Source organism: Methylobacterium phyllostachyos, from assembly GCF_900103445.1.
GTDB lineage: Bacteria > Pseudomonadota > Alphaproteobacteria > Rhizobiales > Beijerinckiaceae > Methylobacterium > Methylobacterium phyllostachyos.
Genome location: NZ_FNHS01000032.1, coordinates 1 through 25,626, shown reverse-complemented (window position 1 = coordinate 25,626; position 25,626 = coordinate 1). Strand labels below are relative to the sequence as shown.

Genomic DNA, 25,626 nt, shown 5'->3' with positions numbered 1-25,626 from the left:
GTCTCGGCCTCCGCCACCACGGCGAAATCGCGCACCCGCCGCAGCAGCCGCCCCGCGATCCGCGGCGTGCCGCGCGCGCGCCGTGCGATCTCGTTGGCCCCCTCGGCCGACATGCCGAGGCCGAGAACCCGCGCCCCGCGGGCCACGATCTGCTCCAGCTCGTCGATCTCGTAGAACTCCAGCCGGATCGGGATGCCGAACCGGTCGCGCAGCGGCGTGGTCAGCAGGCCCGCGCGCGTGGTGGCGCCGACAAGCGTGAACTTGGGCAGATCGATCTTGACCGAGCGCGCCGCCGGACCCTCGCCGATGATCAGGTCGAGCTGGTAATCCTCCATGGCCGGGTAGAGGATCTCCTCGACCGCCGGGTTGAGGCGGTGGATCTCGTCGATGAACAGGACGTCGCGCTCGTCGAGGTTGGTGAGCTGGGCGGCGAGATCGCCGGCCTTGGCGATGACCGGCCCGGAGGTGGAGCGGAAGTTCACCCCGAGCTCGCGGGCGACGATCTGGGCGAGCGTGGTCTTGCCGAGGCCCGGGGGGCCGACGAACAGCACATGGTCGAGGGCCTGGCCGGTCTTGCGGGCGGCCTCGATGAAGATCTGCATGTTGCCCCGGGCCGCGCGCTGACCGATGAACTCGGCCAAGCTCAGCGGGCGGATCGTCTGATCGACGTCGCCCGGGCTCGCACCCGCCTGCAGCAGACCCGGCTTCTGCGGCGGGGTCGTCGTCATCCGCGCGGCCATTCAAGCCGCCGCCTTCACCCGGTCGCGCGCGGCCTCGAAGGGCTGCACGAGGACGCGCCGCCCGGTCAGGTCGTGGACGCTGACCCGCCATTCGGACCAGTCGGTCCGGTTCGCCAGCGTACGCCGCACGTCGGCCGCGACCCGCTCGGCCCGGGCGCTCAAACGCCCGGCGGCGCGGACCTCGGCGCCGCGGGCGTCGAACACGCATTCGAGGCCGTTGGTGCAGTGGAAACGGTAGCGTGCCATCCCGCGCTCCTCCCCGGCCGCCCGACGCGGCCCTCACTGTATGTTCACTATATGTTCTTATCCGTGTGAGATCCAGCCCGGGCGAAGCGTCGCATCGCGTTGCGGAACACCGGCCGCCCTGCGCGCTTTCCGCGGACAGCTTTCGCTCAAGCGACCCGGGACGCCGCATGACACGCCCCTCATTCATCGCCCTCCTGCTCGTGGCTGCCCTGGGCACCGCCGCCCGCGCCGCGGAGGCGCCGGCCGGGTCCGACGCCCTGAAGCCGATGATCCAGTCGGACAGCCTCGTGTTCAACGGCGTCACCCGCTCCCAGGACGGCCGGGTGTTCTCGCCGTTCCAGCGCCAGTCCAAGGACAAAGGGATCGAACTCGGCGAGTGGAAGGACGGCAAGGCCGTGGCCTATCCCGATGCGGCCTGGAACGCCTGGAAGAGCGGCGACGACCCGGCCAAGGCCTTCGTGGCGGTCAACGCCATCCGGATCGGGCCGGACGGCGACCTCTGGGTGGTCGACAAGGGCGCCCCCGGCATGGGCGAGGCGCCGCTGCCGGGCGGCCCCAAGCTCGTGCAGATCGATCTGGCCACCAACACCGTGCGCAAGGTCTACCCGCTCCAGGCGGCGACCACGGACAAGAGCTTCATCGACGATTTCCGCTTCAACGGCCGCCACGTCTACCTGACCGATGCCGGCCAGCCCGGGCTGATCGTCCTCGACCTCGACACCGGATCCCTGCGCCGAGCGCTCGACGGGCACTGGTCCACGATCGCGCAGCGCCCGCTCACCGGCCAGGGCCGAGTGCTGCGGGACGACAAGGGCAAGCTCTTGTTCATCCACGCCGACCAGCTTGAGGTCTCGCCGGACGGCAAGACCTTCTATTACCAAGCCTGCACCGGCCCGCTCTACAGCATCGAGACGCGCTACCTCGACGACGCCGCGGTGAGCGACGACGAGCGGGCCAAGCACGTCAAGCTTTACGCGGCCACCGTGGCGACGGGCGGCACCGCGATCGACGCGAGCGGCACCATCTACGCGAGCGATACGGACGGGTTGCGCATCCTCAAGATCGCGCCGGACGGGACCATGAGCACCCTCGTGCAGGATCCGCGCCTCGTCTGGGTCGACGCCATGTGGATTGATGACCAGGGCGGTCTCTGGATCCCGGCGGCGCAGATGAACCGCACGCCCGCGATGAACGGCGGCGAGGCCTCAGCGGTGAAGTTCCCGACGACGATCTACCGGATGCAGATCGACGCCAAGCCGGTGCGCAACTGAGCGCGCCTCTATCCAGCCGAAGCGCGCACGGAGACCCGATCCGGGATCTCCGGGTTGACCGAAGGTGGTCGCATCGCAGGATGCAAGGGTTGAGACGGAGGGGTATGACGATCATGCCGAGGATGCGGCGTCCACGCGCCACGCGGGTCGTTCTGGCCGCCGGCCTGTTGATCGGGGCGGCTGCGCCGGTGCAGGCCACGGGATCCGTCACACTTCAGGAAACCCACCTGCACACGCCGCCGGATTCGCACGAGCCGCAGCGGGCCCAGGTCGCGCTGCACAACACCGGGGCCGATCCCGTGGCGCCGGTGACGATCCTCTGCACCTTCACTGGAGCCGGTGGGGCGGTCCTCGATACGCAGACGGCCGCGGTGCCGGAGATCGCCGGCCGCGCCACCGTGCAGGTCGAGGCTATCTATTACGGCTATCCCCGGGCGAGCGGTGCAGCCTGCCGGCTTGCCGAGCCGCGTTAGGGTTGCGGAAACCTGGGCCGCGCCTGAGATGAGCGTAAGGGGAACGTCCATGGACAGGGTCGCCCCTGGCCGATTTCCGGCGTCAGCGCCGGGTCCCCAGGGGGATCCAGCCCCGCGCTTCGACGGTCGCTCATGCCGAGGTCGACGCCACCACGAAGGTGGATATCGAGGGGCACAACGCCGATCCCGATGGGATGCTCGGCGCGTATTGTCGAATCGCCGCGGACGCTGCGCGTTCGCCCGGACATGGCCGGTCGCAGGCCGGCCGCCACAGGGTCGATCGCAGCGCGGCGCCGGGCCCGCGCGCCTATGACGGCACGCTACCGCGCGACTTAAGCTCGGGAACCAGACAGCGTGGCCGTTCTTATGGTGGCGGGCCGGTGAGTGACACGGTCGGCTCGGCCGCGAGGGGCCGAACGGAGGCGACAGAGGATCTGCCGTGGACACCCAGGACATTCCGGCCGAACTCAAGAGCTATTTCGCGAGCTCCCACATCGCCCTGGCGCTGGCCGGCGTCACTGCCGACAACCCGCTGCTGCTGGTGAACGCGCCGTTCCACCAGCTCACCGGCTATGACGCGGCGGATGTCGTCGGCCGCAATTGCCGCCTCCTGCAGCGGGATGCGGAGAACCGGGAGGCACGCGCCAAGATCCACGCCTTCCTCGAAGACGATCGGATCGGCGCCGTGCGGACGACGATCGTGAATTTCCGCAAGGACGGACGCCCATTCGTCAATCTGCTGTACATGTCGAAGTTGAAGGCGCTGTCGGGCGAGGTGCGCTTTCTTTTCGCATCCCAATTCGACATCAGCCGCTCGCAACCAGAGTTGCTTTCTGCGTACGATACCGAACTGAGCCGGACCCTGTCCCGGCTGAGTCCGACGCTTGCGGAGAGCGGCATCGTCATCGAGGGCTCCCTGATGACGATCGCCAACACCGTCGCCACCGTCGCGCAGGCGAAGCTCACCCTCGCGGATCTCGATGCACCAGGATTTCCTTGACGAGCCCGGGGCGGGAGCCCCGGAGGTCCTGGGTGGCGCCGGTCAGGTCGTGGCCGCTCCCTTCGCCGGGCCGGTGGTGGGGATCGGCGCCTCGGCGGGCGGGCTCGAGGCCCTGCGCGAGATGCTGGCCCGTGCCCGGACGCCGACCGAGATGGCCTTCGTCATCGTCCAGCACCTCGATCCCAACCACGAGAGCATGCTGGCCCAGCTCCTAGACCGGCATACCGGGCTGGAGGTGCTCCAGTGCGAGGGCGGCGAGCGGATCGCCGGCGACAAGGTCTACATCATCCCGCCGGGCCGGGGCTTGGTCATCCAGAATGGCGTCCTCGAACTCACGCAGTTCGTGCAGCCGCGAGGGCTGCGCCGGCCGATCGACGACTTCTTCCTCTCGCTCGCCGTCGATCAGCAGGCCAACGCGGCCTGCGTGATCCTATCGGGCACGGGCGCGGACGGAACCACGGGCCTGCGCGCCATCAAGGAGCATGGCGGCGTCTGCGTGGTGCAGCAGCCGGATACCGCCCGCTACGATGGCATGCCGGTCTCGGCGGTCGGCACCGGCCTCGTCGATTTCGTGCAGCCGCCGGGTGAGATCGTGGACTGCCTCGCGGCCTTCTTCCGCCGCCGCGGCACCGATGCGAGCAGCGAGGAATCGGGCCCGGTCGCCGACCATCTCGACGATCTCTGCCGGGTGCTGCGCACGGCGGTGGGGCATGATTTTGCCGGCTACAAGCGCACCACCCTGGTCCGCCGGGTCGAGAGGCGCATGCATGTGCTGGGCCTCGATTCCGCCCGGGCCTATCTCGCCCGCGTCCGGGCCGACAAGGCCGAATGCGAGGCGCTGTTCCGCGACCTGCTGATCAACGTCACCCGCTTCTTCCGGGACGCCGAACTGTTCGAGATCCTGCGCGAGCGGGTGGTCGAGCCGCTGCTGCGCAACCGCGATCCGGACGAGGACATCCGCGTCTGGATCCCGGGCTGCTCCAGCGGCGAGGAGGCCTACAGCATCGCCATGCTGTTCGCCGAGACCGCCCGCAGCCTCGACCTGCCGCTGGCGGTGCAGATCTTCGCCACCGACATCGACGAGCGGATGCTCCAGATCGCCCGGGAGGCGACCTATCCGGCCGCGGCGCTCGCCGACATCCCGGCCGCCATGCGCGAGCGCTACGTCGTTCCCCATGCCGAGCGCTTCACCATCGCGGCCGGGGTTCGCGACCTGATTCGCTTCTCCAGCCACAGCTTGGTCAAGGACCCGCCCTTCTCCAAGATCGACCTGCTCTCCTGCCGCAACCTGCTGATCTACTTCGACGAGCGGTTGCAGCAATCGGTCGTGCCCCTGTTCCACTACGCGGTGCGGCCGGGGGGCTATCTGTTCCTCGGCCCCTCCGAGAGCGTGAGCCGGTTCGAGCACCTGTTTCCAGCCATCGACCAGCACGCGCGCCTGTTCGAGCGGCCGCCGGGCTCGCCGCAATACCCGATCGACCTGCCCGGCAGCGCCCGGCGCGGCGAGGTGCGGCGCGGCGGGCGCGAGGAGCGCCGGGGCGATCCGTCGATCTCCGATGAATCCGCGGCGGTGCGCCGTGTGATCGAGCGCTACGCCCCGCCCAGCATGGTACTGAACGAGGATGGCGGCATCATCAGCGCCTACGGGCGCCTGAGCCGCTACTTCGACTTCCCGGTCACGCGCACCGGCGGCACCAGCGCCATCACGCTGGCGCGGCCGGGCCTGCGCGACGTGATCGGCCCCCTGCTGCGCCGGACCCGGGATGCGCGCAAGCGGGTCGTGGTCCGGAACGTGGAGATCCGCTCGGAATACGGCCTGCAGCAGGTGGAACTGATCTGCGATCCTCTGCCGGACGGCTCGATGCTGCTCGTCCTGCGCGAGACCGGTGCCTTCGAGCCGTCCAGCGACCTCGACCTGATCGAGCTGGATGCGGGCGGCGACCATGTCGAGGCGCTGGAAGAGGAATTGCTGCGCACGCGCTACAAGCTGCGCTCGGCGGTGGAGGAGCTGGAGACGACGAACGAGGAGCTGAAGAGCTCCAACGAAGAAATGATGTCGATGAACGAGGAGCTCCAATCGACCAACGAGGAGCTTTCCACCGTCAACGACGAGCTGAAGATCAAGGTCGAGCAGCTCACCATCGCCAACGCCGACCTGCGCAATTTCTTCGAATCGACCGACCTCGCCGTCATCGTGCTGGACCGCGACCTGCGGGTGCGCAGCTATACTGCGGCGGCCACCACGATCTTCCCGCTGCAGCCGGGCGACCGGGGACGGCCGCTCGCCGACGTATCGAGCCGGCTCGCCGGCCAGGAGTATCTGCACGACGCAGAGGCGGTCTGCGCCGGCGGCTCGGTCATTCAGCGGCGCCTCACCACCCGGGACGGAGAGCGGACGCTGTCGCTGCGCGTCCTGCCCTACCGCCTGCAGAACGGCAGCATCGACGGCGCCACGCTGGTGCTCACCGACATCACCGAGGCCCTGTCGCTGGAGCGCCAGCTCGCCGCCGAGCGCGAGCGCCTGGAACTCGCCGTCAAGGCCGGCGGGATCGGGGTCTGGGAGTACAGCCCCGACGCCGCGACCATCGTGGTCGACAGCACGGCCGGCACGATGTTCAGCCTCGCCCCCGACACGCCGCACCCGGTCCCGGCCCTGATCGCCAGCGTGGTGCCGGAGGACCGGCTCGGCCTGGAGGCGGCGCTCGCCGAGGCCGCGCACGGGCTCGACGAGTTCGAGGCCCGGATCCGCGTCCGGGCACCCGACCAAGCGCCCCGGCATATCCGGAGCTACGGGCGCTTGACCCGCAGCGGCGACCGGAAGCGGATCGTCGGCGTCTGCATCGACGTCTCGCCCGAATATGCGCTCGCCGAGACCCGCGACCTGATGCTGCGGGAGATGAACCACCGGGTGAAGAACCTGTTCGCGATCATCGGCGGCATGATCTCGGCGGGTTCGCGCACGCACCGGGACATCGGGATCTTCGCCTCCGACATGCGCGACCGCATCTCGGCCCTGGGCCGCGCCCACTCGCTCGCCGATCCGACCGACGGCCAGGGGATGAGCGACCTCGCGGGCCTGATCGGCGCGACCCTGCGCCCGTACCGCGACCACGTTCCCACGGTGATCGAGGGGCCCCTCGTGGCGATCAACTGGCGGCATGTGTCGTCGCTGGCGATGATCCTGCACGAATGGGCGACCAACTCGGTGAAGTACGGAGCGCTCGGGGCCGAGGACGGGTCCCTGTCGGTGACCTGGGAGCGGGGGCCGGACGGGCTGGTGCTGGACTGGTGCGAGCGCATGGCCCGGGTGGCGGAGCCGCGGCCGGGCCGGGGATTCGGCTCGCTGCTGGTCGAGATGTCCCTGCGCCAACTCGAGGCGACCGTGGAGCGCAGCCATGACGCGACCGAGTACCGGATCGTGCTGCGCCTGCCGGATTCGGCGCTGACGCGGGGGTGAGCGCGCCGCGAGCGGACCCATCCGCCGCGTCGCCCCCAGAACCACGTGACGACGGGTCGCGGCCCGCTCCCCGGCCGATCTGCGGCAACGCCGTTGTTCCGCCTGCCGCATGCCCCGATCTTCAACCCTTGGATGCGCCCGCCCGGCGCAGCCGGTCCGGGCATGAACCAGCGAGCGACGCCACACCCCTCCGCGCCCGGCCAGCCCGTCGAGGCGCTCGCCGGGACGATCGAGCGCGTCACCTTCCACAGCCCGGAGACCGGCTTCTGCGTCCTCAAGGTCCAGGCGCGGGGCAAGCGCGACCTCGTGCCGGTGATCGGACACGCGCCGGCCATCGGGGCGGGCGAGTGGATCACCGCCACCGGCATCTGGCACACGGACCGCCAGCACGGCCTGCAGTTCAAGGCCGATACCCTCAAGGTGACGCCGCCGACGGGCATCGCGGGCATCGAGAAGTATCTCGCCTCGGGCCACATGCGCGGCATCGGCCCCGCCATGGCCAAGCGCATCGTGGCGGCCTTCGGGGAAGGCACGTTCGAGATCATCGAGGCCGAGCCCGGCCGCCTGACCGAGGTGGAGGGGATCGGGCGCAAGCGCGCCGCCCGGATCGTCGCCGGCTGGGCCGAGCAGAAGGCCGTGCGCGAGATCATGCTGTTCCTGCACGCCCACGGCGTCGGGACCGCCCGGGCGGTGCGGATCTTCAAGACCTACGGCCACGAAGCCATCGCGGTCATGACCGAGGATCCCTACCGGCTGGCCAAGGACATCCGCGGCATCGGGTTCAAGACCGCCGACGCCATCGCGATGAAGCTCGGGCTGACCCCGGAGGCGCCGCAGCGCCTGCGCGCCGGCATCTCCTTCGCGCTGCAGACCGCCACCGATGCGGGCCATTGCGCCCTGCCGGTGGCGGATCTCGTGACCCTGGCGGAGGACCTCCTCGGCGTGGCGGCGCCGCTGATCCGCACGGCCCTCCTCGACGTGCTGGAGACCGGCGAGGTCGTGCAGGACATCATCGGCGACAAGGCCTGCATTTTCCTCGCGGGCCTGCACGCCGCCGAGCGCGCCATCGCCGAGCGGCTGCTCCAGCGGGCGAACGGCACACCGCCCTGGCCGGAGATCGACATCGCCCGGGCCCTGCCCTGGGTGGCGGAGAAGACCGGCAAGACGCTCTCGCCCTCGCAGGAGGAGGCCGTGCGCCACGTGCTCGGTGCCAAGCTCGCGGTGATGACCGGCGGCCCCGGCGTGGGCAAGACCTCGACGCTGGAAACGATCCTGCAAATCCTCCGGGCCAAGGGCGTGCGGGTGCTGCTCGCCGCCCCCACCGGCCGGGCCGCCAAGCGGATGAGCGAGCAGACCGGGCTGGAAGCCAAGACCCTCCACCGCCTGCTGGAGATCGACCCCAAGCACGGCGGCTTCTCGCGCAACGCGGAAAACCCCCTCCCCTGCGACCTCCTCGTCATCGACGAGACCTCGATGGTCGACGTGCCGTTGATGAACGCCCTGACCAAGGCGGTGCCCGACCACGCCGCCCTCCTCCTCGTGGGCGATGTCGATCAGCTGCCCTCCGTCGGGCCGGGGCAGGTGCTGGCCGACGTGATCGCCTCCGGCGCGGTCCCGGTGGCGCGGCTGACGGAAGTCTTCCGGCAGGCCGCCGAGAGCCGGATCGTGGTCAACGCCCACCGGATCAACGCCGGGAAAATGCCGGAGCCCGCCCCGCGGGGCGCCGAGAGCGATTTCCACTGGATCGAGATCGACGACCCCGAGCCGGCCGTCGCGACGCTGATCGAGGTGGTGACTCGGCGCATCCCGGCCCGGTTCGGCCTCGATCCGGTGCGCGACGTGCAGGTGCTCACCCCGATGCAGCGCGGGCTGCTCGGCGCGCGCAACCTCAACCACGAACTCCAGGCGGTGCTGAACCCGAATCCGGCGGTCTCGGTGGAGCGGTTCGGCTGGCGCTTCTCCCCCGGCGACCGGGTGATGGAGAGCCAGAACGACTACGACCGCGAGGTGTTCAACGGTGATCTCGGCACCGTGTCGCGGATCGACGACGACGAGGGCGCGGTGATCGTCGATTTCGAGGGCCGGGCGGTGGTCTATCCCTACGGTGAGCTCGACACGCTGGTGCCGGCCTACGCCACCACCATCCACAAGTCGCAGGGCTCGGAATATCCGGCCGTGGTGATCCCGCTCGCCATGCAGCACTGGACGATGCTGGCGCGCAACCTCCTCTACACGGGGGTGACGAGGGGCAAGCGGCTCGTGGTGCTGCTCGGGCAACGCAAGGCCGTGGCCGTCGCGGTCCGCGGCGGCACGATGAAGCCGCGCTGGACCAAGCTGCGGGAATGGCTCAGCCGCGGGCCACAGCCCCCCGATCAGATCGCCCGGGCGTAATCCATCCGCTCAAGGTCTGCGATCAGTCCACGTCCGGTCGGTTCCCAACCGAGTCGCGACCGCGTCCAGGCGCTTGAGGCCGGCATATCGAGGGCGGCGAAGGCGGCAAGCCAGCCGAAATGCTCCGCGGCCTCCCCGGGCGTCAGGCTGACGACCGGCACCTTCAGACCCCGTCCGATCACCTCGGCCAGGGCACGAGCCGGGACGCCCTCCTCGGCAACCGCGTGGTAGCGGACGCCGGGCTCGCCCGCCTCCAGGGCCAGCCGGTAGAGGCGCGCCACGTCGCGGACCGGCCCCGCCGCCCAGCGGTTGGCGCCGTCCCCGATATAGGCCGAGATGCCGGTCCGGCGGGCAAGGTCGATCAGGTAGGTGACGAGCCCCTGCTTGACCGTGTCGTGGACCTGCGGAAGCCGCATCACCGCGACGTTGATCCCCGCCTCCAGCAATGCGGCACCGGCCAGTTCGGAGGCGATGCGGGGATTCGGATGCTCCGCGTTGAACACGTCCTCGGTCGCCGGCACGCCCGGCGCGGGGCAGCCGATCCCGGTCCCCGAGGTGATGAGGAGCGGCCGGTCCGAGCCCGCCAGGGCGTCCCCGAGTGCCGCGATGGCGCGCTGGTCCTTCTCGCAATTGGCGATGAAGTTCGAGAAGTCGTCGTGGTCGAAGGCGGTGTGGATCACGCCATCGGCCTCTGCGGCCCCCGCGCGCAGGCGATCGAGGTCGGTCAGGTCGCCGCGGAGGGGCTCGACCCCGGCCTCGGTGAGGGTGTGGGCCCCGGCCTCCGAGCGGGTGAAGCCGAGGATCCGGTGCCCGGCCGCGTGAAGCTCCGGGATCAGGGCCGTGCCGATGAAGCCGGTGGCGCCGGTGAGGAAGATGCGCATGGCGGGGCGTCCGTTGTGATCGAGGGGCCCAGTGTCGGCGCAGGATCCATGCTGTTAAAGACGTGACCGTATACGGGTATAACGGCTAACAGGATCGCCATGCCGGCCGGTTCCGAAGCTCTGCTAGGCGCCTATCTCCGGGATCGTCGCGCGCGGCTCGATCCCGCCACCTTCGGGTTCGCGGGGCGTCGGCGCACGCCGGGCCTGCGCCGGGAGGAAGTCGCCCAGCGCGCGAACATCAGCGCGACGTGGTACACGTGGCTGGAACAGGGCCGCGGGGGTGCCCCCTCGGCGGACGTGCTCAACCGCCTCGCCGCCGGGCTGATGCTGACCGAGCCCGAGCGCGAGCATATCTTCATGCTGGCCCTGGGACGCCCGCCGGAGGTCCGCTACCGACCCGCCGAGGGTGTCACGCCGCGGCTGCAGCGGCTGCTCGACACGTTCGAGACCAGCCCCGCGCTGATCAAGACGGCGACCTGGGACGTCGTCGCCTGGAACCGGGCGTCCGCCATCGTGCTGACCGACTGGGGCACCGTCCCGCCGGCTGAGCGCAACATCCTGCGTCGCATGTTCGGCGATCCGCGCGTACGGGCGGCGCAGCACGATTGGGCGAGCGTGGCCCGCCTCGTGGTCGGCGCCTTCCGGGCGGATGCGGCCCGGGCGGGCGCCGTGTCCGAGGTCGGCCAGCTGGTGGACGAACTCTGCCGGACCAGCCCGGACTTCGCCGCCCTCTGGCGGGAGAACGACGTCCATGCCCATGGCGACGGGGTGAAGCGGCTCCGGCATCCCACCCTGGGCCTGATCGAGCTGGAATATTCGGGCTTCGCAGTCGACGGCCGGCCGGACCTCGGCCTGATCGTCTACAACCCGGTCACGCCGACCCTCCGGGCGGACATCCGCCGGCTCATGCAGGCCCCGTCTCGGGACTCCTCCGCCGCACTGGCCGGCTGACGAACCGGGAGCCTACGAGCAGGAAGCGCCAGGGCGTCTCGGCCCCGCGGGTGATGCCGATCCGCCGGTCGCTCACCACCTCGGTGGGCTCCGTGCGGGGCGCGAGCCGGAACGGCGCCCGCCCGACCGGCCAGCCGTCCTGGGCGCCGGTTACGCCGAGGGCCTGGCAGAGGCGGCCCGGCCCGGCGCAGAGCAGGCGCGCCTCGGTCGTACCCCGCCGGGCCTGCATCGCGGGCAGTCCCTCGGTCGGCGCCAGCGCCCGGATCAGCACCGCGCTGCCGGGCTCGCAGACGAGGTTCAGGCACCAGTGCATCCCGTAGGAGCGGTAGACGTAGACGGTCCCGGGAGGGCCGAACATGCTGGCGTTGCGCCGGGTCGGGCCGTTGAAGCTGTGCGAGGCGGGATCCGTCCGGTCATAGGCCTCCGTCTCGACGATGACGCCGCCCGCCCCATCGACGAACAGGCCGGCGCCGATCAGCTCCGCCGCCACCGCGGCGGCCGGTCGGGCGAAGTCGAAGTCCAGCATCGGATCCCAAGGTTCGGCTCACGGTTCGGCGCGCCGCGTCGGCAGAGGTAACCCGCGGCAGCCCGCCGGGTCGACCCGCCCCGCAACCCGCATCGAACACGTACGCGGCGAAATAGATCGGGCGCGATACAAGTCTTGCTGGTACGAGTGTCGGCGAAATGCGAGCCGCCGGCCGATCCCATCGGACCTCAGCATGACGCGCACAGCCGCGATCGCGACGTTGCAACCTGCCGGAGAGGGTGCCGGGGTCCGGCCGGCCGTTGCCGTCCCGCGGCGGTCGCCCCTGACCCTGCGTCGGCTCCGGCTGGCGAGCGGCCTGGTGCTGTTCGGCTACGTACTGACCCATCTGACCAACCACGCGCTCGGCAACGTCTCGCTTCGCACCATGGAAGACGGCCTCGACGTCGTCACGGCGTTGTGGCTCAACCCGCTCGGGCTCGCGCTCCTGTACGGCGCGCTCCTGCTTCACATCCTGCTCGGCCTCCAGGCGCTCTACGCCAGCCGGTTCTTCCGCCTGCGGGCGTCCGAGATCCTGCAACTGGGCTCCGGCCTCCTGATCCCGCCGCTCCTCGTCAGCCACATCGTCGGGACCCGGGTCGCCTTCGCCACCGAGGGGCTCGATAAGGGCTACGCGCAGGAACTCTACGCCTTCTGGATCGCAGCCCCGATGCTCGGCGCGCTGCAGGTGGCCGTGCTCATCGTCGCCTGGGTCCACGGCTGCATGGGCCTGTATTTCTGGCTCCGGCTGAAGCCCGGTTTCGCGCGCGCCGCGCCGGGTCTGCTGGCCCTGGCGGTGCTGGTGCCGGTCGTGGCGCTGCTGGGCTTCGCGCAGGGCGGCCGGGCGATCCGCGCCCTAGCGCAGGATCCCGCGTGGCGGGCGGTGGCGCTCCAGCCCGTCCATGTCGGCCTGCCCGATCAGGTGGCCCGGCTCGCCGGGATCCGCGACCGGATGCTCCTGATTTATGCCGGGCTCGTGGCGGCGGTCATCGCGGCCCGCGGGGTGCGGACGCTCGCGGAGATCCAGCGCGGGACCGTCCGGCTCAGCTATCCCGACGGGCGGGTGGTGCGGGTGCCCCGGGGCACCAGCGTGCTGGAGGCGAGCCGCCGCAACCGGATCCCGCATGCCAGCGTCTGCGGCGGCCGCGGCCGGTGCTCGACTTGCCGGATCCGGGTGACGGATGGCAGCGACGGCGCACCGCCGCCGGGCCGGACCGAGGGCGCCGTTCTGGCACGCATCGTCGCCGGGCCTGGCGTGCGCCTCGCCTGTCAGTTCCGGCCCGAGACCGACCTCGCCGTGGTGCCGCTGCTGCCGCCGCAGCCGCGGGTGCGTCCGACGGATCTCCTCGACCGGGCGGAATCCGGCGAGGAGCGTTTCATCGTGGCGATGTTCGTGGATCTGCGCGGCTCGACCCGGCTCGCCGAGGAGCGGCTGCCTTACGACACGGTGTTCATCATCAACCGCTTCCTCGGCGCGGTGGGCGAGGCCGTGCGGAGTGCGGGGGGCTCGACCAACCAGTTCCTGGGCGACGGGCTGCTGGCCCTGTTCGGCCTGGAGAGCGAGCCCGAGCAGGCGGCCCGGGACGCCCTGCGGGCGGTGGACCTCATCGGGGACTCTGTGGCCGCCCTGAACCGCCTGCTGGCAGAGGACCTGGAGCACACCCTGCGCTACGGCATCGGTGTCCATGCCGGCCCGGCGATCGTTGGCGAGATGGGCGATGCCACCGACGCTCGCTTCACGGCGCTCGGCGACACCGTCAACGTCGCGTCCCGGCTCCAGGGACTAACCAAGGCTTTGGGCTGCGTGGCCGTGGTGTCGGAGGCGGTCTACCAAGCCGCCGGCGGCGTCCCGGAGACGATCCGGGACATCGCAGTGGACGGACGGTCCGATTCCGTCCGGGTCAGCATGATCGGGAGCCTCTGAGGGATCGCCCACCATCGCCATCGGGCGAAGCGGCGGTTCGCGTCTGGCTCCGGAACCCCTGCAAATGCGCGCCCACAACACCAGCCACAGGAAAGCCTCGCCGGCTCTGATTAGATAATAAAATCAGGCTCTGCTCGATAGCGATGCGCGTTTATTAAGCATTGAATGATATATAAGTCGTCTAATTTCTGACGATCTTGAATCGTTTCGAATAAAAATCGCCAATCCAACTGAAACTGCACACGGCAGGCGAAGATAAATGTTTGCACGGCATCGAGACGCATCGGAACTGCTCGAACTCCTTCAAGCCCACGCCGGGGTCGGTCTGTGGGACGCCATCCTGCATAATGGCGATCCCGCGCATCCGAAGAGCCGGTGGACGTGGAGCCCGGAATTCCGTCGGCTTGCCGGTTACCGCTCGGAGGCGGAATACCCGAACGCGATGGAGTCTTGGTCGAATCGCCTGCACCCGGATGATGCCGGCCCGACCTTCGCGGCCTTCGCGGCCGCCCTCAAGAACGTGAGCAACAAGGGGGCGTACGACGTCAAATACCGGCTTCAGATGCCTGACGGGACGTATCGCTGGTTCCGCGCCACGGGCGGCGTCGCGTTCGATCGGGCCGGCGTCGCCCAGCGCGCCTGCGGCTCGCTCGTCGATATCCATGCCGAGGTCGAGGCGCTCGCATCCAGCACGCTGCGCTCTCAACAACTCGAGGCGCTGATCGCCGAGTTCGACGCGAGCACGTCATCGGTGGTCATGTCCCTGTCGGTGGCCGCGAAGGAGATGGAGGCCGTCGCGCGACGGATGGCGGGCTCGGCCGATCAGGACATGCGGCGGACCGGCGAGGTTGCGGCGGCGGCGACGCAGACATCGAACAATGTCGGGATCGTCGCGGCGGCGGCCGAGCAACTCGGCTCCTCCGTCTCGGAGATCGGCCAGCAGGTCGACAATTCCGCCCAGCTCGCCCGGTCCGCGGTGACGGAGGCCGAGGAGACGACGGGCCTGATCGCGGATCTCGACGCGGCCGCCGCGAAGATCGGCACCGTCATCGCGGTGATCTCGTCGATCGCCGGCCAGACCAACCTTCTGGCGCTCAACGCCACGATCGAGGCCGCCCGGGCCGGCGAGGCCGGCCGGGGCTTCTCGGTCGTCGCCGCCGAGGTGAAGGAGCTGGCGGCCCAGACCACCCGGGCCACGGAAGAGATCACCGCCCAGATCAGCCAGATCCAGTCGGCTACCCAGCGCGTGGTCGCGGCGATCGGCGATGTCGCGGGCCGGATCCGCGAGATCGACACCACTGCGACCTCGATCGCCGCCGCCGTGGAGGAGCAGGAGGCCGCGACGCAGGAGATCGTCCGCACGATCGAGCAGGCCGCCGCGGGGACCGGCGAGGTCACGCAGAATATCGGGGAGATCGCGTCGAGCGCGCAGGCGAGCGGCACGGCCGCCGCCGGGGTGCTCGACGCGGCGCTTCAGGTGTCGAACCATGCCGAGCGTCTCGGCACCGCATTGCACGGCTTCCTGGAGCGGATCCGCGCCGCCTGACGGGCACGGTTCGGCCCCGGTACGCCGCCGGCCGAACACCGATCAGGCCCGCCGCGCCGTCTCGCCCCGAAGAGACGGCGCCAGGGCCAGCATGAGCGGCACCGCGGCGAGCGCCGTCGCGGCCGAGGCCGTCGCCGCCCAGTGCGGACCGGCCGCGTCGCCGAGCCGCCCGTAGAGCAGCGGCGCCGCCAGCGCGCTGCCGCCCAGCGTCCAAGTGTAGAACACCGCAAACGCTCGCTCGACCTGGCCGCCTGGGGCCAGTTCCGGCACCGTGCCGTAGAGCACCGAGGAGGTGCCGTTCAGCATCACGCCGAGCAGCGGCAGCAGGAGCAGCGCGGGCGCGAGCGGCAGCGCGATCACCGCCAGGATCATCACGGCGGTCCCGGTCTCGGTGAGGATCACGGTGCGGGTCACGCCGAGGCGCTCGCCGATCCGGCCGCACACGGCCTTGCCCAGGGCGCCCCCGACGAAGACCAGGGAGAGGGCGAGGCCCACCGTGGTCAGCGCCGCGCCCTTCTCCTGCATCAGGAACGGCAGATAGATCAGGAAGGCCGGCCGGGCGGCGTTGTCGAGCATGCCGATGGCGACGAGCAGACGAAATCCGCCCCGCCCCGCGGGCGCGCCGACGGCTCGCGCCGGTGTCCGCGCCGCCGTGCCCGGATTGGCCCTGCGTGAGGCGGAGTCACGCGGCAGCAGGCGGCCGACGGCGAAGGCGACGACGAGGCCGGCGCCCGCCACCACCCACAGGGCGTGGCGCCAGCCCGTCAGGGTCAGCAGGAAGCCGACGAGGGGCGGCACCGCTGCCTTCCCGAGATCGCCGGTGAAATTGTAGGTGCCGAGCGGACCGCGCGCCGCGGATCCGTACGCCCGGGCGATCACCGCCGAGGCCAGGGGATGCTGGGTGCTGCTGCCGGCCCCGCCGAGCAGCAGGCCGATTCCGAGCCCGATCAACCCGCCCGAGGCGCCCGCGACGGCGTAGCCGAGGGCGCTCAGCAGGGTGCCGAGCATCAGGACGGTCCGGGCGCCGAGCGACTGGGCGAGGCGGCTCGCCGGCATCTGCAAAGCCGCCAGGGCACCGTTGTAGAGCGAGCGCAGCAGCGCGAGGGCGACGTAATCGAGGCCGAACTCGGCCTGCCAGACCGGCAGCAGCACGTAGATCAGATCCGTGTAGCCATCATGCAGGGCGTGGTTCACCCCCGTGATCGCAAGGGTGCGCCGGGCCTCGCCGGGTGAAGCGGACGCAATCGATGCGGTCGGGGTCGATGCGAGGGCCATCCTGTCACCTTCTGGCTGTGGGCGGAGGATGGCCGGCTGGTTCAGAGCTGACAAACGACTTATGCTGACGCTCGCGTGAGGAAACCTGACCCGTGCATCGCCGGCTGCCGCCTCTGAACGCCGTCAAAGCCTTCGAGGCCGCGGCCCGGCACGCGAGCTTCACCCGGGCGGCGGATGAGCTGCACGTCACCCACGGAGCGGTGAGCCGGCAGGTGCAGATGCTGGAGGCGTGGCTCGGCGCGCCGCTGTTCGAGCGCCACAACCGCCGCGTCGTCCTCACCGAGGCTGGGACCGCTTACGCCGCCGAGATCGGCGCCGCCCTCGACCGCATCGCGCTCGCCACTGCTCGGCAGGTCGAGCGCGGCCGACCACGCCTGCTGCACATCAATGCGCTCGCCACCTTCACCCTGCGCTGGCTGATCCCGCGCCTGTCGGGCTTCCAGCGGGCCAACCCGGCGATCGAGGTGCGGCTGACGACCTCCAACGTGCCCCTGGCGCAGCTGACCGAGCCGTTCGACGTGGCGATCCGCGGCGGGCCGGACACGCGCCCGGGGCACGTCGCCGAGCCCTTCCTGTCGGAGCGGCGCATCCCCGTCTGCAGCCCGGCTTTGCTGCGGCGCCTGCCCCTGGAGACGCCCGCGCAGCTCCGGCAGCACACGCTCCTGCACGCCGCGACGCTCCCGCGGGTCTGGCCGGACTGGCTACGCGAAGCTGGCGTCCCGGACCTGACGCCACAGGCCTCGGTGACGCTGGAGCACTTCTACCTGACGCTCCAGGCCGCCCTCGACGGGCTCGGCGTCGCCATGGGCCCCGAGCGGCTGATTGCCGACGACGTGGCGGCGGGCCGCCTGACCCTGCCCTTCGCAGGTCCGGCCCTGCCGGCGCGGAGCTACTACACCTACGTCCCGGCGGCGCGGACGGAGGACCCGGCGATCCACGCCTTCTGTGGCTGGCTGGCCGCGGCGGCGCGGCCGTGACCCGCTGTCATCGCGAGCGAAGCGACGCGACCTAGGGCAGCGCGACATCGGCAGCTGTGGCGCCGACTGGATTGCTTCGCTGCGCTCGCAAAGACGCTCCGGGTGGCGCACGGCGTCCACCCGGCGCATGGTCGGGATCGGAACGCGCCCGACACAGTCCGGGTTGGCGTGAGACGCTTCTGCCGAAGGTGACCGCATGGCGCGCAAGCGTCTCCGCCCAACGATCGAAAGCCTGATCGAATCCCTCGGCCGGCTCGGCCTGTCGCCGGAGGCGGTCGATCTCGACCGGCTGCTCGCCCAGCTCGACCTGCCGGATTACGGCGCCGAGGTGGAGGACGAGCGCGTCGCCCAGGCCTTGCGAGCGATGAAGGCGGCCCGGGCCTTCGCGGAGACCGGGGTCCCGGCGATCCGGCAGGCGATCCCCACGCTGCGGGCCGTGGTGACCAAGGATCACCGGATCACGTGGCTCGTCCGGACCGAGATCCCGCTCCTCGACAACGGCCGCCTGGACCTGCGCCTCGACGTCACCCCGGACCCGGAGGCAGCCGCGATCCTCGCCCGCATGGCGTCGCGGAACGATTCCGCCCACGGCTTGGAGGCCCTGCGCGCGGCCGTGGCGCAGACGGCGTTGCAGGCCACCCGCGCCCTGCACAAGCCGGTCGACCGGCTGCGGGCGCAGCTCCTCGTCGATCTGCGCGAGGTCGGCGCGGATGCCGCCGCCTACATCGCCCACATGGACCGCTCGCTCCGGTCCCGGGTGTTCACCTACGGCCCGAAGCTCGCCCGCGGCCTCAACGACACCCTCACCCCCGTCCGCCGCCACGCCAAGGCGGTGGCGCGCGAGGGCTCGCGCCTGCGCCGGTTGCGCGATCAGGTCGGCTTCGGCGCCTATATCGAGCGGTTCACCGCCGCCCGGCGCCTCAACCGGAAAATCCTGTTCCACATGGGGCCGACCAATTCCGGCAAGACCTACGCGGCGCTCCAGCACCTGACCGCGGCCGAGACCGGCGCCTACCTCGCGCCCCTGCGCCTCCTGGCGCTGGAGAACTACGAGACCCTGCGCGAGCGGGGGCTCCGCGCCGGCATGATCACCGGCGAGGAGGTGCTGGGCGAGACGAACCCGACACACACCGCCCGCACCATCGAGACCGCCGACCTGACCCGCCCCATCGACGTCGCGGTGATCGACGAGATCCAGATGCTGTCGGACCCCGACCGCGGCTGGGCCTGGACCAACGCCCTGTTCGGCGTCGCGGCCCGGACCGTGATCGTCTGCGGCTCCGACGACGCCCTGTCGTATGTCCGCCGCGCCGCCGAAGCCGCCAACGAGTCGCTGGAAGTCATTACCTTCACCCGCAAGTCGCCGCTGCTGCTGATCGAGCAGCCTGTGCCCCTGGAGAAGGTCGAGGCGGGCGACGCGGTCGTGGCCTTCTCCCGCCGGGCCGTGCACGAGAATCGCGAGATCCTGGTGGCCCGCGGCCATCGCGTGGCGACGATCTACGGCGCCCTCTCGCCGGAGGTCCGCCGGGCCGAGGCCGCGCGCTTCCGCTCGGGCGAGGCCAACGTGCTGGTCACCACCGACGCGATCGGAATGGGGCTCAATCTCGGGCCGCTGAAGCGGATCGTGTTCTCGGCGGTGCGCAAGTGGGACGGCACCGCCGAGCGGGCGCTGACCCATTCCGAACTCCGCCAGATCGCAGGCCGGGCCGGCCGCTACGGCCACCAGGATGTCGGCTACGTGGCAGCGACCGAGCCCACTGCGATCGAGCCGATCCGCACGGCCCTTTCGGGCGCCCCCACGGCGCCGGCGGCGGACACGCGCTTCTTCGTCCGGCCGGATCTCGGGGCGATCCGCTCGGTCGCCGAGGAGATGCGCACGCACAGTCTCTACGAGGTGCTGACTCACTTCGCCCGGGCGACCTTCTACGCCGGCTCGCCATTCCAGCCCTCGGCCCTGGAGGAGGTGCTCGACGTCGCCCGCACCGTCGATCGCGCCCGGCTGCCGATCGAGGAAAAGTTCGCCTTCTCGGTCTGCCCGATCGACCGGCGCGACGAGATCGCGATGGGGCTTCTGGAGCGCTGGTGCCAGGCACGGGCGGCGGGCCTCACGGTGCCGGCCTTGCGCGGCAACCTCGCGGGCGCGCTCGACTATCAGGAGCGGACCGTGAAGCTCGCGAGCGCCTATCTCTGGCTGTCCCGGCGCTTTCCCGAGACCTTCGACGACGTGGAGGCGATCCGCCACATGCGCGGCCGCGCCAACGATTCCATCGAGCAGCACCTGCGCGAGACTGCGACCCGCAAGGCCGAGCGGCGCACCCGCCGCAGCGCCGGGGGGCGGTGACGGGTAGGACGTGAAGGTTCGGATTCAAAAGATCCGGGACCTTTTGCGGGTGCAGGGCAGCGCCCTGCCGTCGGACTGCGTCCGAATATCGAACTATGCCCGGTTGTCGGGCTTCAGCGCGACACGCCAGGGCTTCACCCTGGCAACCGACCAAAGGGCCTCGCCCTTTGGAATCCCGGACTCGGCGATCAGGCGCCGGCCCAGGCGGATGCAGGGCCGCTCCACGAAGCGATGGACCGGGGCCGCAATGGCGAGGGCGACCAGCATCGCGGCGCCGATCAGGACATGGCCGGGAACGACGAGACCGGCCCACCGGGCGGCGGCGAACACCACCTCCTGGGCGACCGGGCCGAACAGGTAGAGGCCGTAACTCACCGCGCCGAGCCACGCGAGGAGCGGCGCCTCGATCCGCCAGCGGGTGGTCATCAGGGCGAAGAGCAGCAGCGCCGTCTCGTAGGTCGCCGTGTAGCGATACCACGTCTCGCCGAAGCCGAGGTCGCGCCCGTAGGCGAGCACCGAGACGACGGGGATCGCCAGCGCGATCAGCGCCAGGATTCCGAGGGCAGCCGGGCGCGCGGCCGCGTGCCCCTCGACATGCCAGCGCCGCCAGAGCGTCCCCCACAGCATGATCGCCAGGGCCAGCGGCAGCGCGACCGGCAGGGCCTTGCCGAGGTGGTAGCGGGCGAGCGCCATCAGGACGGCGGCGGCCAGCATCACCGCGGCCGCGCCCGCGAGACCGCGCGTCCGCTGGAGCAGCCCGGCGCAGAACAGGAGCACGCAGAGGCCGTAGAAGATCAGCTCGATCTGCAGGGTCCAGTACAAGCCGATGATGTTCTCGATGCCGGCGAATTGCTGGAGCATCGTCAGGTTGGCGAGCACGGTCGAGACCGGGAGGTCCCTGCCCAGCGCCACGTAGAAGGCGCAGATCCCCATGGGGATCGACAGCCAATAGGCTGGATAGAGGCGGAAGAACCGGCTGATCGCGAAATCCCGCACGGGGGTGCGGCTGCGCGCGTCGAGCGAATAGGGGACGACGAAGCCCGAGACGGCGAAGAACATCACCACCGCCACCTTCCCGAGGTCGACGGACTGGGTGAGTACCTGGAACAGCGCCCGCTCGAGCCCGCTCCCCGCATGGCCGGTTTTCACGAGATGGTCCGCAACGTGGAAGTAGATCACCGCCAAGGCAGCGAGGCCGCGGATCGTGTCGACATAACCGAGCCGTGCGCCCCGCATCGCTCCACCTGTGAAAACGCAAGACACCGGCGCTCAATCAGCCGCTCACCACGCGAGAACAGTAGAGCCATTCCCGGACGGCTTCACATCCGAATCGATTGCGGGCTCCAAAACGATCCGGACAGGGTTAAGACGGCCGCCGACACCACCGGCCTCGAGCACCTATTTCCGGGCGGGCACGGGCCGCGGTCAGGCCGGCCACACCTCCGCCAGGGTCCTGCGCAGATCGGCCGGCATGAAGGGCTTGACGAGGCAGGCATTCACCCCGGCCCGCCGCACGGCCGTGAAGGCGTGCGCGTGCTCCTTCGTGGTCATCATCACGAACAGCGTCTCCCGCAGGCGACGGTCGTCGCGCACCCGGCGGAGCAGCTCGAAGCCGGACATCGGAAACATGTGCAGATCCGAGATGACGAGGCCGTAGGCGTGGTCGTTCAACATCCGGAGGGCGTCGGCGCCGTCGGGCGCCTCGTGCACGTCGCGCACCCCGATCTGTTCGAGGACGGCGCGGACCACCGAGCGGATCAGGGGGACGTCATCGACCACGAGGACGGGCATCCGGCGCGGATCAAGTCCGGGGGCACCGGCCATCTTCGGGCGCGGAGTGGACGACAGATGGTCGGGTGGTCCGCTCATGCGGCGACCCGATCCGCGGCTTCCGGGAACGCCGCCAGGATCGTCGCCTGCACCTGGGCCGACCCGTCTTCCGCGTGACGCGCCTCGGCGATACGGGCCCGTTCCTGGGCCGCCCGCGCCCACGCGGTCACGACGGCGTTCCGATTCTCGACACGCTGTAGCGCTTCATCCGCCGGGCGCTCGGCCTGATGCGCATGCGCCGCGGCGAACACGCCGCCGCCGCGGACCTGCGGTAGCACCGTCCTAAAGGATCGATCCCGGTCGCGGACATAGGCTTCGGTCCGGCACAGGCGGCCGGTGGCGGCACGCACCAGGATGGCCGGCACGCTCCAGGCCTGTGACATGGGCTCCGCGGCGGATGCCGGAGGAACGACACGGCGCTGCCTATCGGCCCGCTCGCCGGGCAAGGCGATCAGGTCAAGGCCGGTGATGGCGGCAGCCCGAAGACAGGAGCCCTGAAGGGACGTCTCTGTGTCACTCACGATGCCCTTCTCACCCCCATCAAGAACCGCAATAGCAGTCTTGAACGGTAAAAAGATCGTTTAAGAACAATTCAATATCTTTTGACCGGCACCCGGAACGACTTGTTCGAACACCGAGATCATGAGCGATCGGGCGAGAAACCTCGTTCTCACATCGCTTCATTCAAGGAACCAGATACCGCCCCCATAACCCCTGCGGATTTCGACCGCGCGAGGAACGTCGAGACGTAGAGGCCCAAGGCCTGCCGCGCGAGCGGAACGGCCAAGCTTGTATTGGCTGCGCACAAAGTACGGAGTTTCAGATCGCATTTGGCGAAAATGGTTATCAAATACAGTTAAATCGATTATGACCTGTGAATAGAATCATCGGAATAAAATCTAGGCTTGCGCCAACCGAAAATCCGACCTCTCCTTGAAGGCAGCAACATTGATAGGGAGGCTCGGGTGAAATACGTAAGTATACTCTGCACTTCCGCCGTCGTGATCGGTCTCGGCAGTCCCGCCGCCGCTGGAACCGGCAATGCTCTCGCGGGTGGCTGGGACGGCACATTGGCGAGCAGAAACACGAGCCCGGCGGCCTCGACCGCACCCACGCGCGTGCCTGCCTCTGCCTCGACATCCCCCTTCAGCGTCGAGGTTTTCGCAGGACCGAGCTTCAGTTTCGGCTCCGGAGGCGGGTCGAGCGGAAATACCGGCGGCGCCCCCTCGCCGGAGGCCAACACCATCCTCAGCCTGCTTCTCGTGGGCGGAACCGTCGCTTTCCTGCGCCGTCGGCGCAACGACGAAGCCAAGCCGCAGACCTGACGGTTCCCTGTCATGGACAGTCTCGTGTCGCATGGAAGGAAGCGCTGGACGGATGCAGCCTGCGCGGCACGCGCGCATCTCACCGCCCAGACCGCAGCCTGGGCGCTTCTGGTGTTCTCCGGGGGCACTCTCCTCTCGGCGGCCCTGCAGCGTCACCTTTTCGAGCAGGCGCAGACCGCCCGGCATCTCGTGGAGTTCAACGCCGGCGAAGCCTTCGCGCTGGCTGCGCTGCTGTCACGGATCCTGGCAGTCCCGAGAACGCTTTCCAGCGCAGTGGAGCCTGGTTCCGCGCCGAGCAGCGGGTCGAAACGGTTCCTCAGGACCGCGCCCGGTCGCAACGCAATTGGGCACGGTCCTGAGAGAGGGATCACGCTGGCGCGTGCCGACCGCGCGGTTTTGGTGCTCTCCGCCCTTGCTTGGTTCATACCGGAGCAGCATGGGATCTACGTGGCCACGACGGTCGCCGGGAGTTGGGCCCTCCTCCGACGTCGCGCCGATCGGCAATGGATCGATATTGGGCAGATTTGGATAGCCCTATCCATCTATGAATTGTGGGGTAAGCTCGCCTTCAAGATCGCGTACCACCTGATCGAGGGCGCAGAAGTCGGGATACTATATAGAGTTGGCAAACTCTTCTACGATGGCCTTGGAACGACTGGGGCAAGCCTCAGTGTGCGCGGCGACTGGGCCATTGTCGTCCTTGAAGGGTGCTCGTCGTTCCACAATCTCTCGCTGGCCGTCCTGATTTGGCTCTCGATCCTGAAGATCGCCGATCAACCAGCGGACCGCGCGGCGCTGGCCGCGCTCGCGACGAGCGCCGCCGTGGTGGTGGCGATCAACGTCGCACGGATCCTGGCGATGCTCCCATCCCGGGAGGCCTATCACTTCTGGCATGATGGGTCCGGATCATCCCTGGTCGCCCTCGCCTCCGTTGTGGCGGTCATCATTCCCACGTTGTTCCGGATCGAGGATCGCGCATGCGTGCCGATCCGTTGATTTCGACTGCGACGGGCCGAGCCTGCCTCGCCCTTCTGTGCCTCCTGGGCACCTCGATCGGGGGTCGGACCTATGTTCACGCCCAATTCTCGGATGCCGGCCGGGCCGCCAGCCTGGAGGCAACCAGCTCGCCGATCGATCTTGGCGCCGGCGTCATGCTCCCCCACGCTGCAGCCGGACGATACCGCGTCTCCTTCGACCGCTGCTCGAGTCCTGCCCTCGTGAGCTTCGTCGAGACCGGACCTTACAGATCGAATCCTGCCCTCTCGGCCGCGTCACAACCCGAGAACCGGGTTTTCTACGTCTATCGCGGTTGGAATCTCGGTTACCGATTCGCGACCGTGGGCCTGAACGCGATCCATTTCACCCGCAGGGCCTATGCTCGGCTCACGACGGGCCGGGATCCGGCCGGCAACGAGATGGCCGTCGAGATTACCGTGCCGGCCGGCTGCGAAGCTTCAGCGGACGATGTTTTGGCGGCCTTCCGGAGACAGATAGAGCCATCGGATTGACCCATCCATCACCTCGGCATCCCGATGGATCTCGCAACCCGTGCCAGAGCACCCATCAGGGCGGTCGCCTGGTCGCGTTATGCGACGTCGCCTCGGCATCAAGACACAAGGCACGCGGTGCCTGTCGACCACCGATAGACTGAGCGACGGGATCCAAAACGCCAAAGCCCGCCTGTTCTTTCGAACGAGCGGGCTGGCTTTGGTATGGTGTTTGTGGTGTGTGTTGGTTGCGGGGACAGGATTTGAACCTGTGACCTTCAGGTTATGAGCCTGACGAGCTACCGGGCTGCTCCACCCCGCGCCAAGTGTGTGCGGCTGGTCCGGTGCGCCGGCGCTGGGTGCGCGTGGGCGATGGCTCCGGGGCCGGATGGTGTCGTGTCGAGGGAATGGCGCTGGCTCGTGTGAGCCGTGTGCGCGTTCGATTGCGATGGGCAGGTCTGGCGGCGACCGACTCTCCCGTGTCTTGAGACACAGTACCATAGGCGCTGGCGTGTTTAACGGCCGAGTTCGAGATGGGATCGGGTTCTGGGCACGCCGCTCAGGCCACCAGACCGGCGCATCGCAATTTTTTGGGACTGGCCGTGCAGGGTGCTGCGACGGCGTGTGTCCTCTTCGGCAAGCATGCAGCGTCTGGCGCTGCGGGTCTTTCTGCAACTGTGCCGTGTTCACGGACACGGATCACGAGAGCGATCAAGCCAATCGGGCGATTAGTACCGGTCGGCTCAACGCGTCGCCGCGCTTGCACCCCCGGCCTATCGACGTGGTCGTCTTCCACGGCCCTCAAGGGAGGTCTCGTTTTAAGGGGGGTTTCCCGCTTAGATGCCTTCAGCGGTTATCCCGTCCGTACGTAGCTATGCTGCACTGCCGCTGGCGCGACAACAGCTCCACCAGAGGTACGTTCATCCCGGTCCTCTCGTACTAGGGACAAAGCCTCTCAAACCTCCTACACCCACGGCAGATAGGGACC

General features: G+C 69.6%; 20 protein-coding genes, 1 tRNA gene and 2 rRNA genes. 12 read left to right on the top strand and 11 right to left on the bottom strand.

The window, feature by feature from the left end:
* Both ruvB and BLQ49_RS28200 read right to left on the bottom strand, forming a co-directional pair.
* On the bottom strand, positions 1-728 hold a 728-nt coding region (gene ruvB, locus BLQ49_RS28205), incomplete at its 3' end, for a Holliday junction branch migration DNA helicase RuvB (protein ID WP_091722841.1).
* 12 nt (positions 729-740) lie between these two features.
* A complete protein-coding gene (locus BLQ49_RS28200) occupies positions 741-986 on the bottom strand; it encodes a DUF6894 family protein (RefSeq protein WP_091722833.1) in 246 nt (81 codons plus the stop codon).
* Between the two features lie 167 nt (positions 987-1,153).
* Here BLQ49_RS28200 and BLQ49_RS28195 point away from each other — a divergent pair, with 167 nt between their 5' ends.
* The 5 genes from BLQ49_RS28195 (at position 1,154) to recD2 (ending at position 9,578) form a co-directional block, all read left to right on the top strand.
* Entirely contained in the window at positions 1,154-2,257 is a 1,104-nt protein-coding gene (locus BLQ49_RS28195; protein WP_091722830.1) for an SMP-30/gluconolactonase/LRE family protein, read from the top strand.
* A 122-nt stretch (positions 2,258-2,379) separates the two neighbouring features.
* A complete protein-coding gene (locus tag BLQ49_RS28190; RefSeq protein ID WP_091722838.1) occupies positions 2,380-2,730 on the top strand; it encodes a hypothetical protein in 351 nt (116 codons plus the stop codon).
* A 439-nt stretch (positions 2,731-3,169) separates the two neighbouring features.
* Entirely contained in the window at positions 3,170-3,730 is a 561-nt protein-coding gene (locus BLQ49_RS28185; protein ID WP_091722827.1) for a PAS domain-containing protein, read from the top strand.
* Positions 3,711-7,187: a CheR family methyltransferase gene (locus tag BLQ49_RS28180; protein WP_091722824.1), complete on the top strand. Its 3,477-nt coding sequence runs from the start codon at positions 3,711-3,713 to the stop codon at positions 7,185-7,187. The genes BLQ49_RS28185 and BLQ49_RS28180 overlap by 20 nt, the downstream gene beginning before the upstream one ends.
* 162 nt (positions 7,188-7,349) lie before the next feature.
* The gene (recD2, locus tag BLQ49_RS28175; RefSeq protein ID WP_091722835.1) at positions 7,350-9,578 is read left to right on the top strand and encodes an SF1B family DNA helicase RecD2; all 2,229 of its coding nucleotides are present in this window, start codon (positions 7,350-7,352) and stop codon (positions 9,576-9,578) included.
* Here recD2 and BLQ49_RS28170 read toward each other — a convergent pair.
* A complete protein-coding gene (locus BLQ49_RS28170; protein ID WP_091722821.1) occupies positions 9,560-10,459 on the bottom strand; it encodes an SDR family oxidoreductase in 900 nt (299 codons plus the stop codon). The genes recD2 and BLQ49_RS28170 overlap by 19 nt on opposite strands.
* A gap of 99 nt (positions 10,460-10,558) precedes the next feature.
* Between BLQ49_RS28170 and BLQ49_RS28165 the strand changes: the two genes are divergently transcribed.
* The gene (locus BLQ49_RS28165; RefSeq protein ID WP_091722819.1) at positions 10,559-11,410 is read left to right on the top strand and encodes a helix-turn-helix transcriptional regulator; all 852 of its coding nucleotides are present in this window, start codon (positions 10,559-10,561) and stop codon (positions 11,408-11,410) included.
* Here BLQ49_RS28165 and BLQ49_RS28160 read toward each other — a convergent pair.
* The gene (locus BLQ49_RS28160; RefSeq protein WP_091722816.1) at positions 11,364-11,936 is read right to left on the bottom strand and encodes a DNA-3-methyladenine glycosylase; all 573 of its coding nucleotides are present in this window, start codon (positions 11,934-11,936) and stop codon (positions 11,364-11,366) included. The two genes, BLQ49_RS28165 and BLQ49_RS28160, sit on opposite strands and share 47 nt — an antisense overlap.
* Before the next feature lie 193 nt (positions 11,937-12,129).
* Here BLQ49_RS28160 and BLQ49_RS28155 point away from each other — a divergent pair, with 193 nt between their 5' ends.
* Together BLQ49_RS28155 and BLQ49_RS28150 are read left to right on the top strand one after the other, a co-directional pair.
* A complete protein-coding gene (locus BLQ49_RS28155) occupies positions 12,130-13,857 on the top strand; it encodes an adenylate/guanylate cyclase domain-containing protein (protein ID WP_091722813.1) in 1,728 nt (575 codons plus the stop codon).
* Between the two features lie 259 nt (positions 13,858-14,116).
* Entirely contained in the window at positions 14,117-15,403 is a 1,287-nt protein-coding gene (locus BLQ49_RS28150) for a methyl-accepting chemotaxis protein (protein ID WP_091722810.1), read from the top strand.
* Positions 15,404-15,445: 42 nt separating this feature from the next.
* Here the strand turns inward: BLQ49_RS28150 and BLQ49_RS28145 are convergent, their stop codons facing one another.
* Entirely contained in the window at positions 15,446-16,678 is a 1,233-nt protein-coding gene (locus tag BLQ49_RS28145; RefSeq protein WP_091722808.1) for an MFS transporter, read from the bottom strand.
* Positions 16,679-16,770: 92 nt separating this feature from the next.
* Between BLQ49_RS28145 and gcvA the strand changes: the two genes are divergently transcribed.
* Positions 16,771-17,655, top strand: a complete 885-nt coding sequence (gene gcvA / locus BLQ49_RS28140) for a transcriptional regulator GcvA (RefSeq protein ID WP_091722806.1) — start codon at positions 16,771-16,773, stop codon at positions 17,653-17,655.
* Positions 17,656-17,851: 196 nt separating this feature from the next.
* Positions 17,852-19,996, top strand: coding sequence for a helicase-related protein (locus BLQ49_RS28135; RefSeq protein WP_091722804.1), 2,145 nt, complete (start codon positions 17,852-17,854; stop codon positions 19,994-19,996).
* A gap of 93 nt (positions 19,997-20,089) precedes the next feature.
* On the opposite strand, the gene BLQ49_RS28130 is transcribed toward BLQ49_RS28135, so the two are convergent.
* From BLQ49_RS28130 to BLQ49_RS28120, 3 genes are all read right to left on the bottom strand, one after another.
* Positions 20,090-21,232, bottom strand: a complete 1,143-nt coding sequence (locus tag BLQ49_RS28130) for an acyltransferase family protein (protein ID WP_091722802.1) — start codon at positions 21,230-21,232, stop codon at positions 20,090-20,092.
* A gap of 189 nt (positions 21,233-21,421) precedes the next feature.
* On the bottom strand, positions 21,422-21,865 hold the full coding sequence (locus tag BLQ49_RS28125) for a response regulator (protein WP_244507799.1): 444 nt from the start codon (positions 21,863-21,865) through the stop codon (positions 21,422-21,424).
* Entirely contained in the window at positions 21,862-22,209 is a 348-nt protein-coding gene (locus tag BLQ49_RS28120) for a hypothetical protein (RefSeq protein ID WP_091722799.1), read from the bottom strand. The genes BLQ49_RS28125 and BLQ49_RS28120 overlap by 4 nt, the downstream gene beginning before the upstream one ends.
* A gap of 954 nt (positions 22,210-23,163) precedes the next feature.
* On the opposite strand from BLQ49_RS28120, the gene BLQ49_RS28110 reads away from it, so the two are divergent.
* Positions 23,164-24,147: a hypothetical protein gene (locus BLQ49_RS28110; RefSeq protein ID WP_091722796.1), complete on the top strand. Its 984-nt coding sequence runs from the start codon at positions 23,164-23,166 to the stop codon at positions 24,145-24,147.
* A gap of 221 nt (positions 24,148-24,368) precedes the next feature.
* Entirely contained in the window at positions 24,369-24,659 is a 291-nt protein-coding gene (locus tag BLQ49_RS29410) for a hypothetical protein (protein ID WP_143012374.1), read from the top strand.
* Positions 24,660-24,883: 224 nt separating this feature from the next.
* On the opposite strand, the gene BLQ49_RS28100 is transcribed toward BLQ49_RS29410, so the two are convergent.
* The 3 genes from BLQ49_RS28100 to BLQ49_RS28090 form a co-directional block, all read right to left on the bottom strand.
* Positions 24,884-24,960, bottom strand: a tRNA-Met gene (locus BLQ49_RS28100).
* A gap of 134 nt (positions 24,961-25,094) precedes the next feature.
* Positions 25,095-25,210, bottom strand: a 5S ribosomal RNA gene (gene rrf / locus BLQ49_RS28095).
* A 135-nt stretch (positions 25,211-25,345) separates the two neighbouring features.
* Positions 25,346-25,626 (bottom strand): 23S ribosomal RNA (locus tag BLQ49_RS28090); the annotation flags it as partial.

What these genes read in the sequence shown, in the direction of transcription:
- BLQ49_RS28195 (WP_091722830.1), top strand. Translation starts at nt 1,154, where the DNA reads ATGACACGCCCCTCATTCATCGCCCTCCTGCTCGTGGCTGCCCTGGGC.
- BLQ49_RS28110 (WP_091722796.1), top strand. Translation starts at nt 23,164, where the DNA reads ATGGACAGTCTCGTGTCGCATGGAAGGAAGCGCTGGACGGATGCAGCC.
- BLQ49_RS28200 (WP_091722833.1), bottom strand. Translation starts at nt 986, where the DNA reads ATGGCACGCTACCGTTTCCACTGCACCAACGGCCTCGAATGCGTGTTC.
- BLQ49_RS28125 (WP_244507799.1), bottom strand. Translation starts at nt 21,865, where the DNA reads ATGAGCGGACCACCCGACCATCTGTCGTCCACTCCGCGCCCGAAGATG.
- BLQ49_RS28180 (WP_091722824.1), top strand. Translation starts at nt 3,711, where the DNA reads ATGCACCAGGATTTCCTTGACGAGCCCGGGGCGGGAGCCCCGGAGGTC.
- BLQ49_RS28160 (WP_091722816.1), bottom strand. Translation starts at nt 11,936, where the DNA reads ATGCTGGACTTCGACTTCGCCCGACCGGCCGCCGCGGTGGCGGCGGAG.
- BLQ49_RS28135 (WP_091722804.1), top strand. Translation starts at nt 17,852, where the DNA reads ATGGCGCGCAAGCGTCTCCGCCCAACGATCGAAAGCCTGATCGAATCC.
- BLQ49_RS28155 (WP_091722813.1), top strand. Translation starts at nt 12,130, where the DNA reads ATGACGCGCACAGCCGCGATCGCGACGTTGCAACCTGCCGGAGAGGGT.
- BLQ49_RS28145 (WP_091722808.1), bottom strand. Translation starts at nt 16,678, where the DNA reads ATGGCCCTCGCATCGACCCCGACCGCATCGATTGCGTCCGCTTCACCC.
- BLQ49_RS28130 (WP_091722802.1), bottom strand. Translation starts at nt 21,232, where the DNA reads ATGCGGGGCGCACGGCTCGGTTATGTCGACACGATCCGCGGCCTCGCT.
- BLQ49_RS28120 (WP_091722799.1), bottom strand. Translation starts at nt 22,209, where the DNA reads ATGTCACAGGCCTGGAGCGTGCCGGCCATCCTGGTGCGTGCCGCCACC.
- recD2 (WP_091722835.1), top strand. Translation starts at nt 7,350, where the DNA reads ATGAACCAGCGAGCGACGCCACACCCCTCCGCGCCCGGCCAGCCCGTC.
- BLQ49_RS28170 (WP_091722821.1), bottom strand. Translation starts at nt 10,459, where the DNA reads ATGCGCATCTTCCTCACCGGCGCCACCGGCTTCATCGGCACGGCCCTG.
- BLQ49_RS28150 (WP_091722810.1), top strand. Translation starts at nt 14,117, where the DNA reads ATGTTTGCACGGCATCGAGACGCATCGGAACTGCTCGAACTCCTTCAA.
- BLQ49_RS28165 (WP_091722819.1), top strand. Translation starts at nt 10,559, where the DNA reads ATGCCGGCCGGTTCCGAAGCTCTGCTAGGCGCCTATCTCCGGGATCGT.
- BLQ49_RS28190 (WP_091722838.1), top strand. Translation starts at nt 2,380, where the DNA reads ATGCGGCGTCCACGCGCCACGCGGGTCGTTCTGGCCGCCGGCCTGTTG.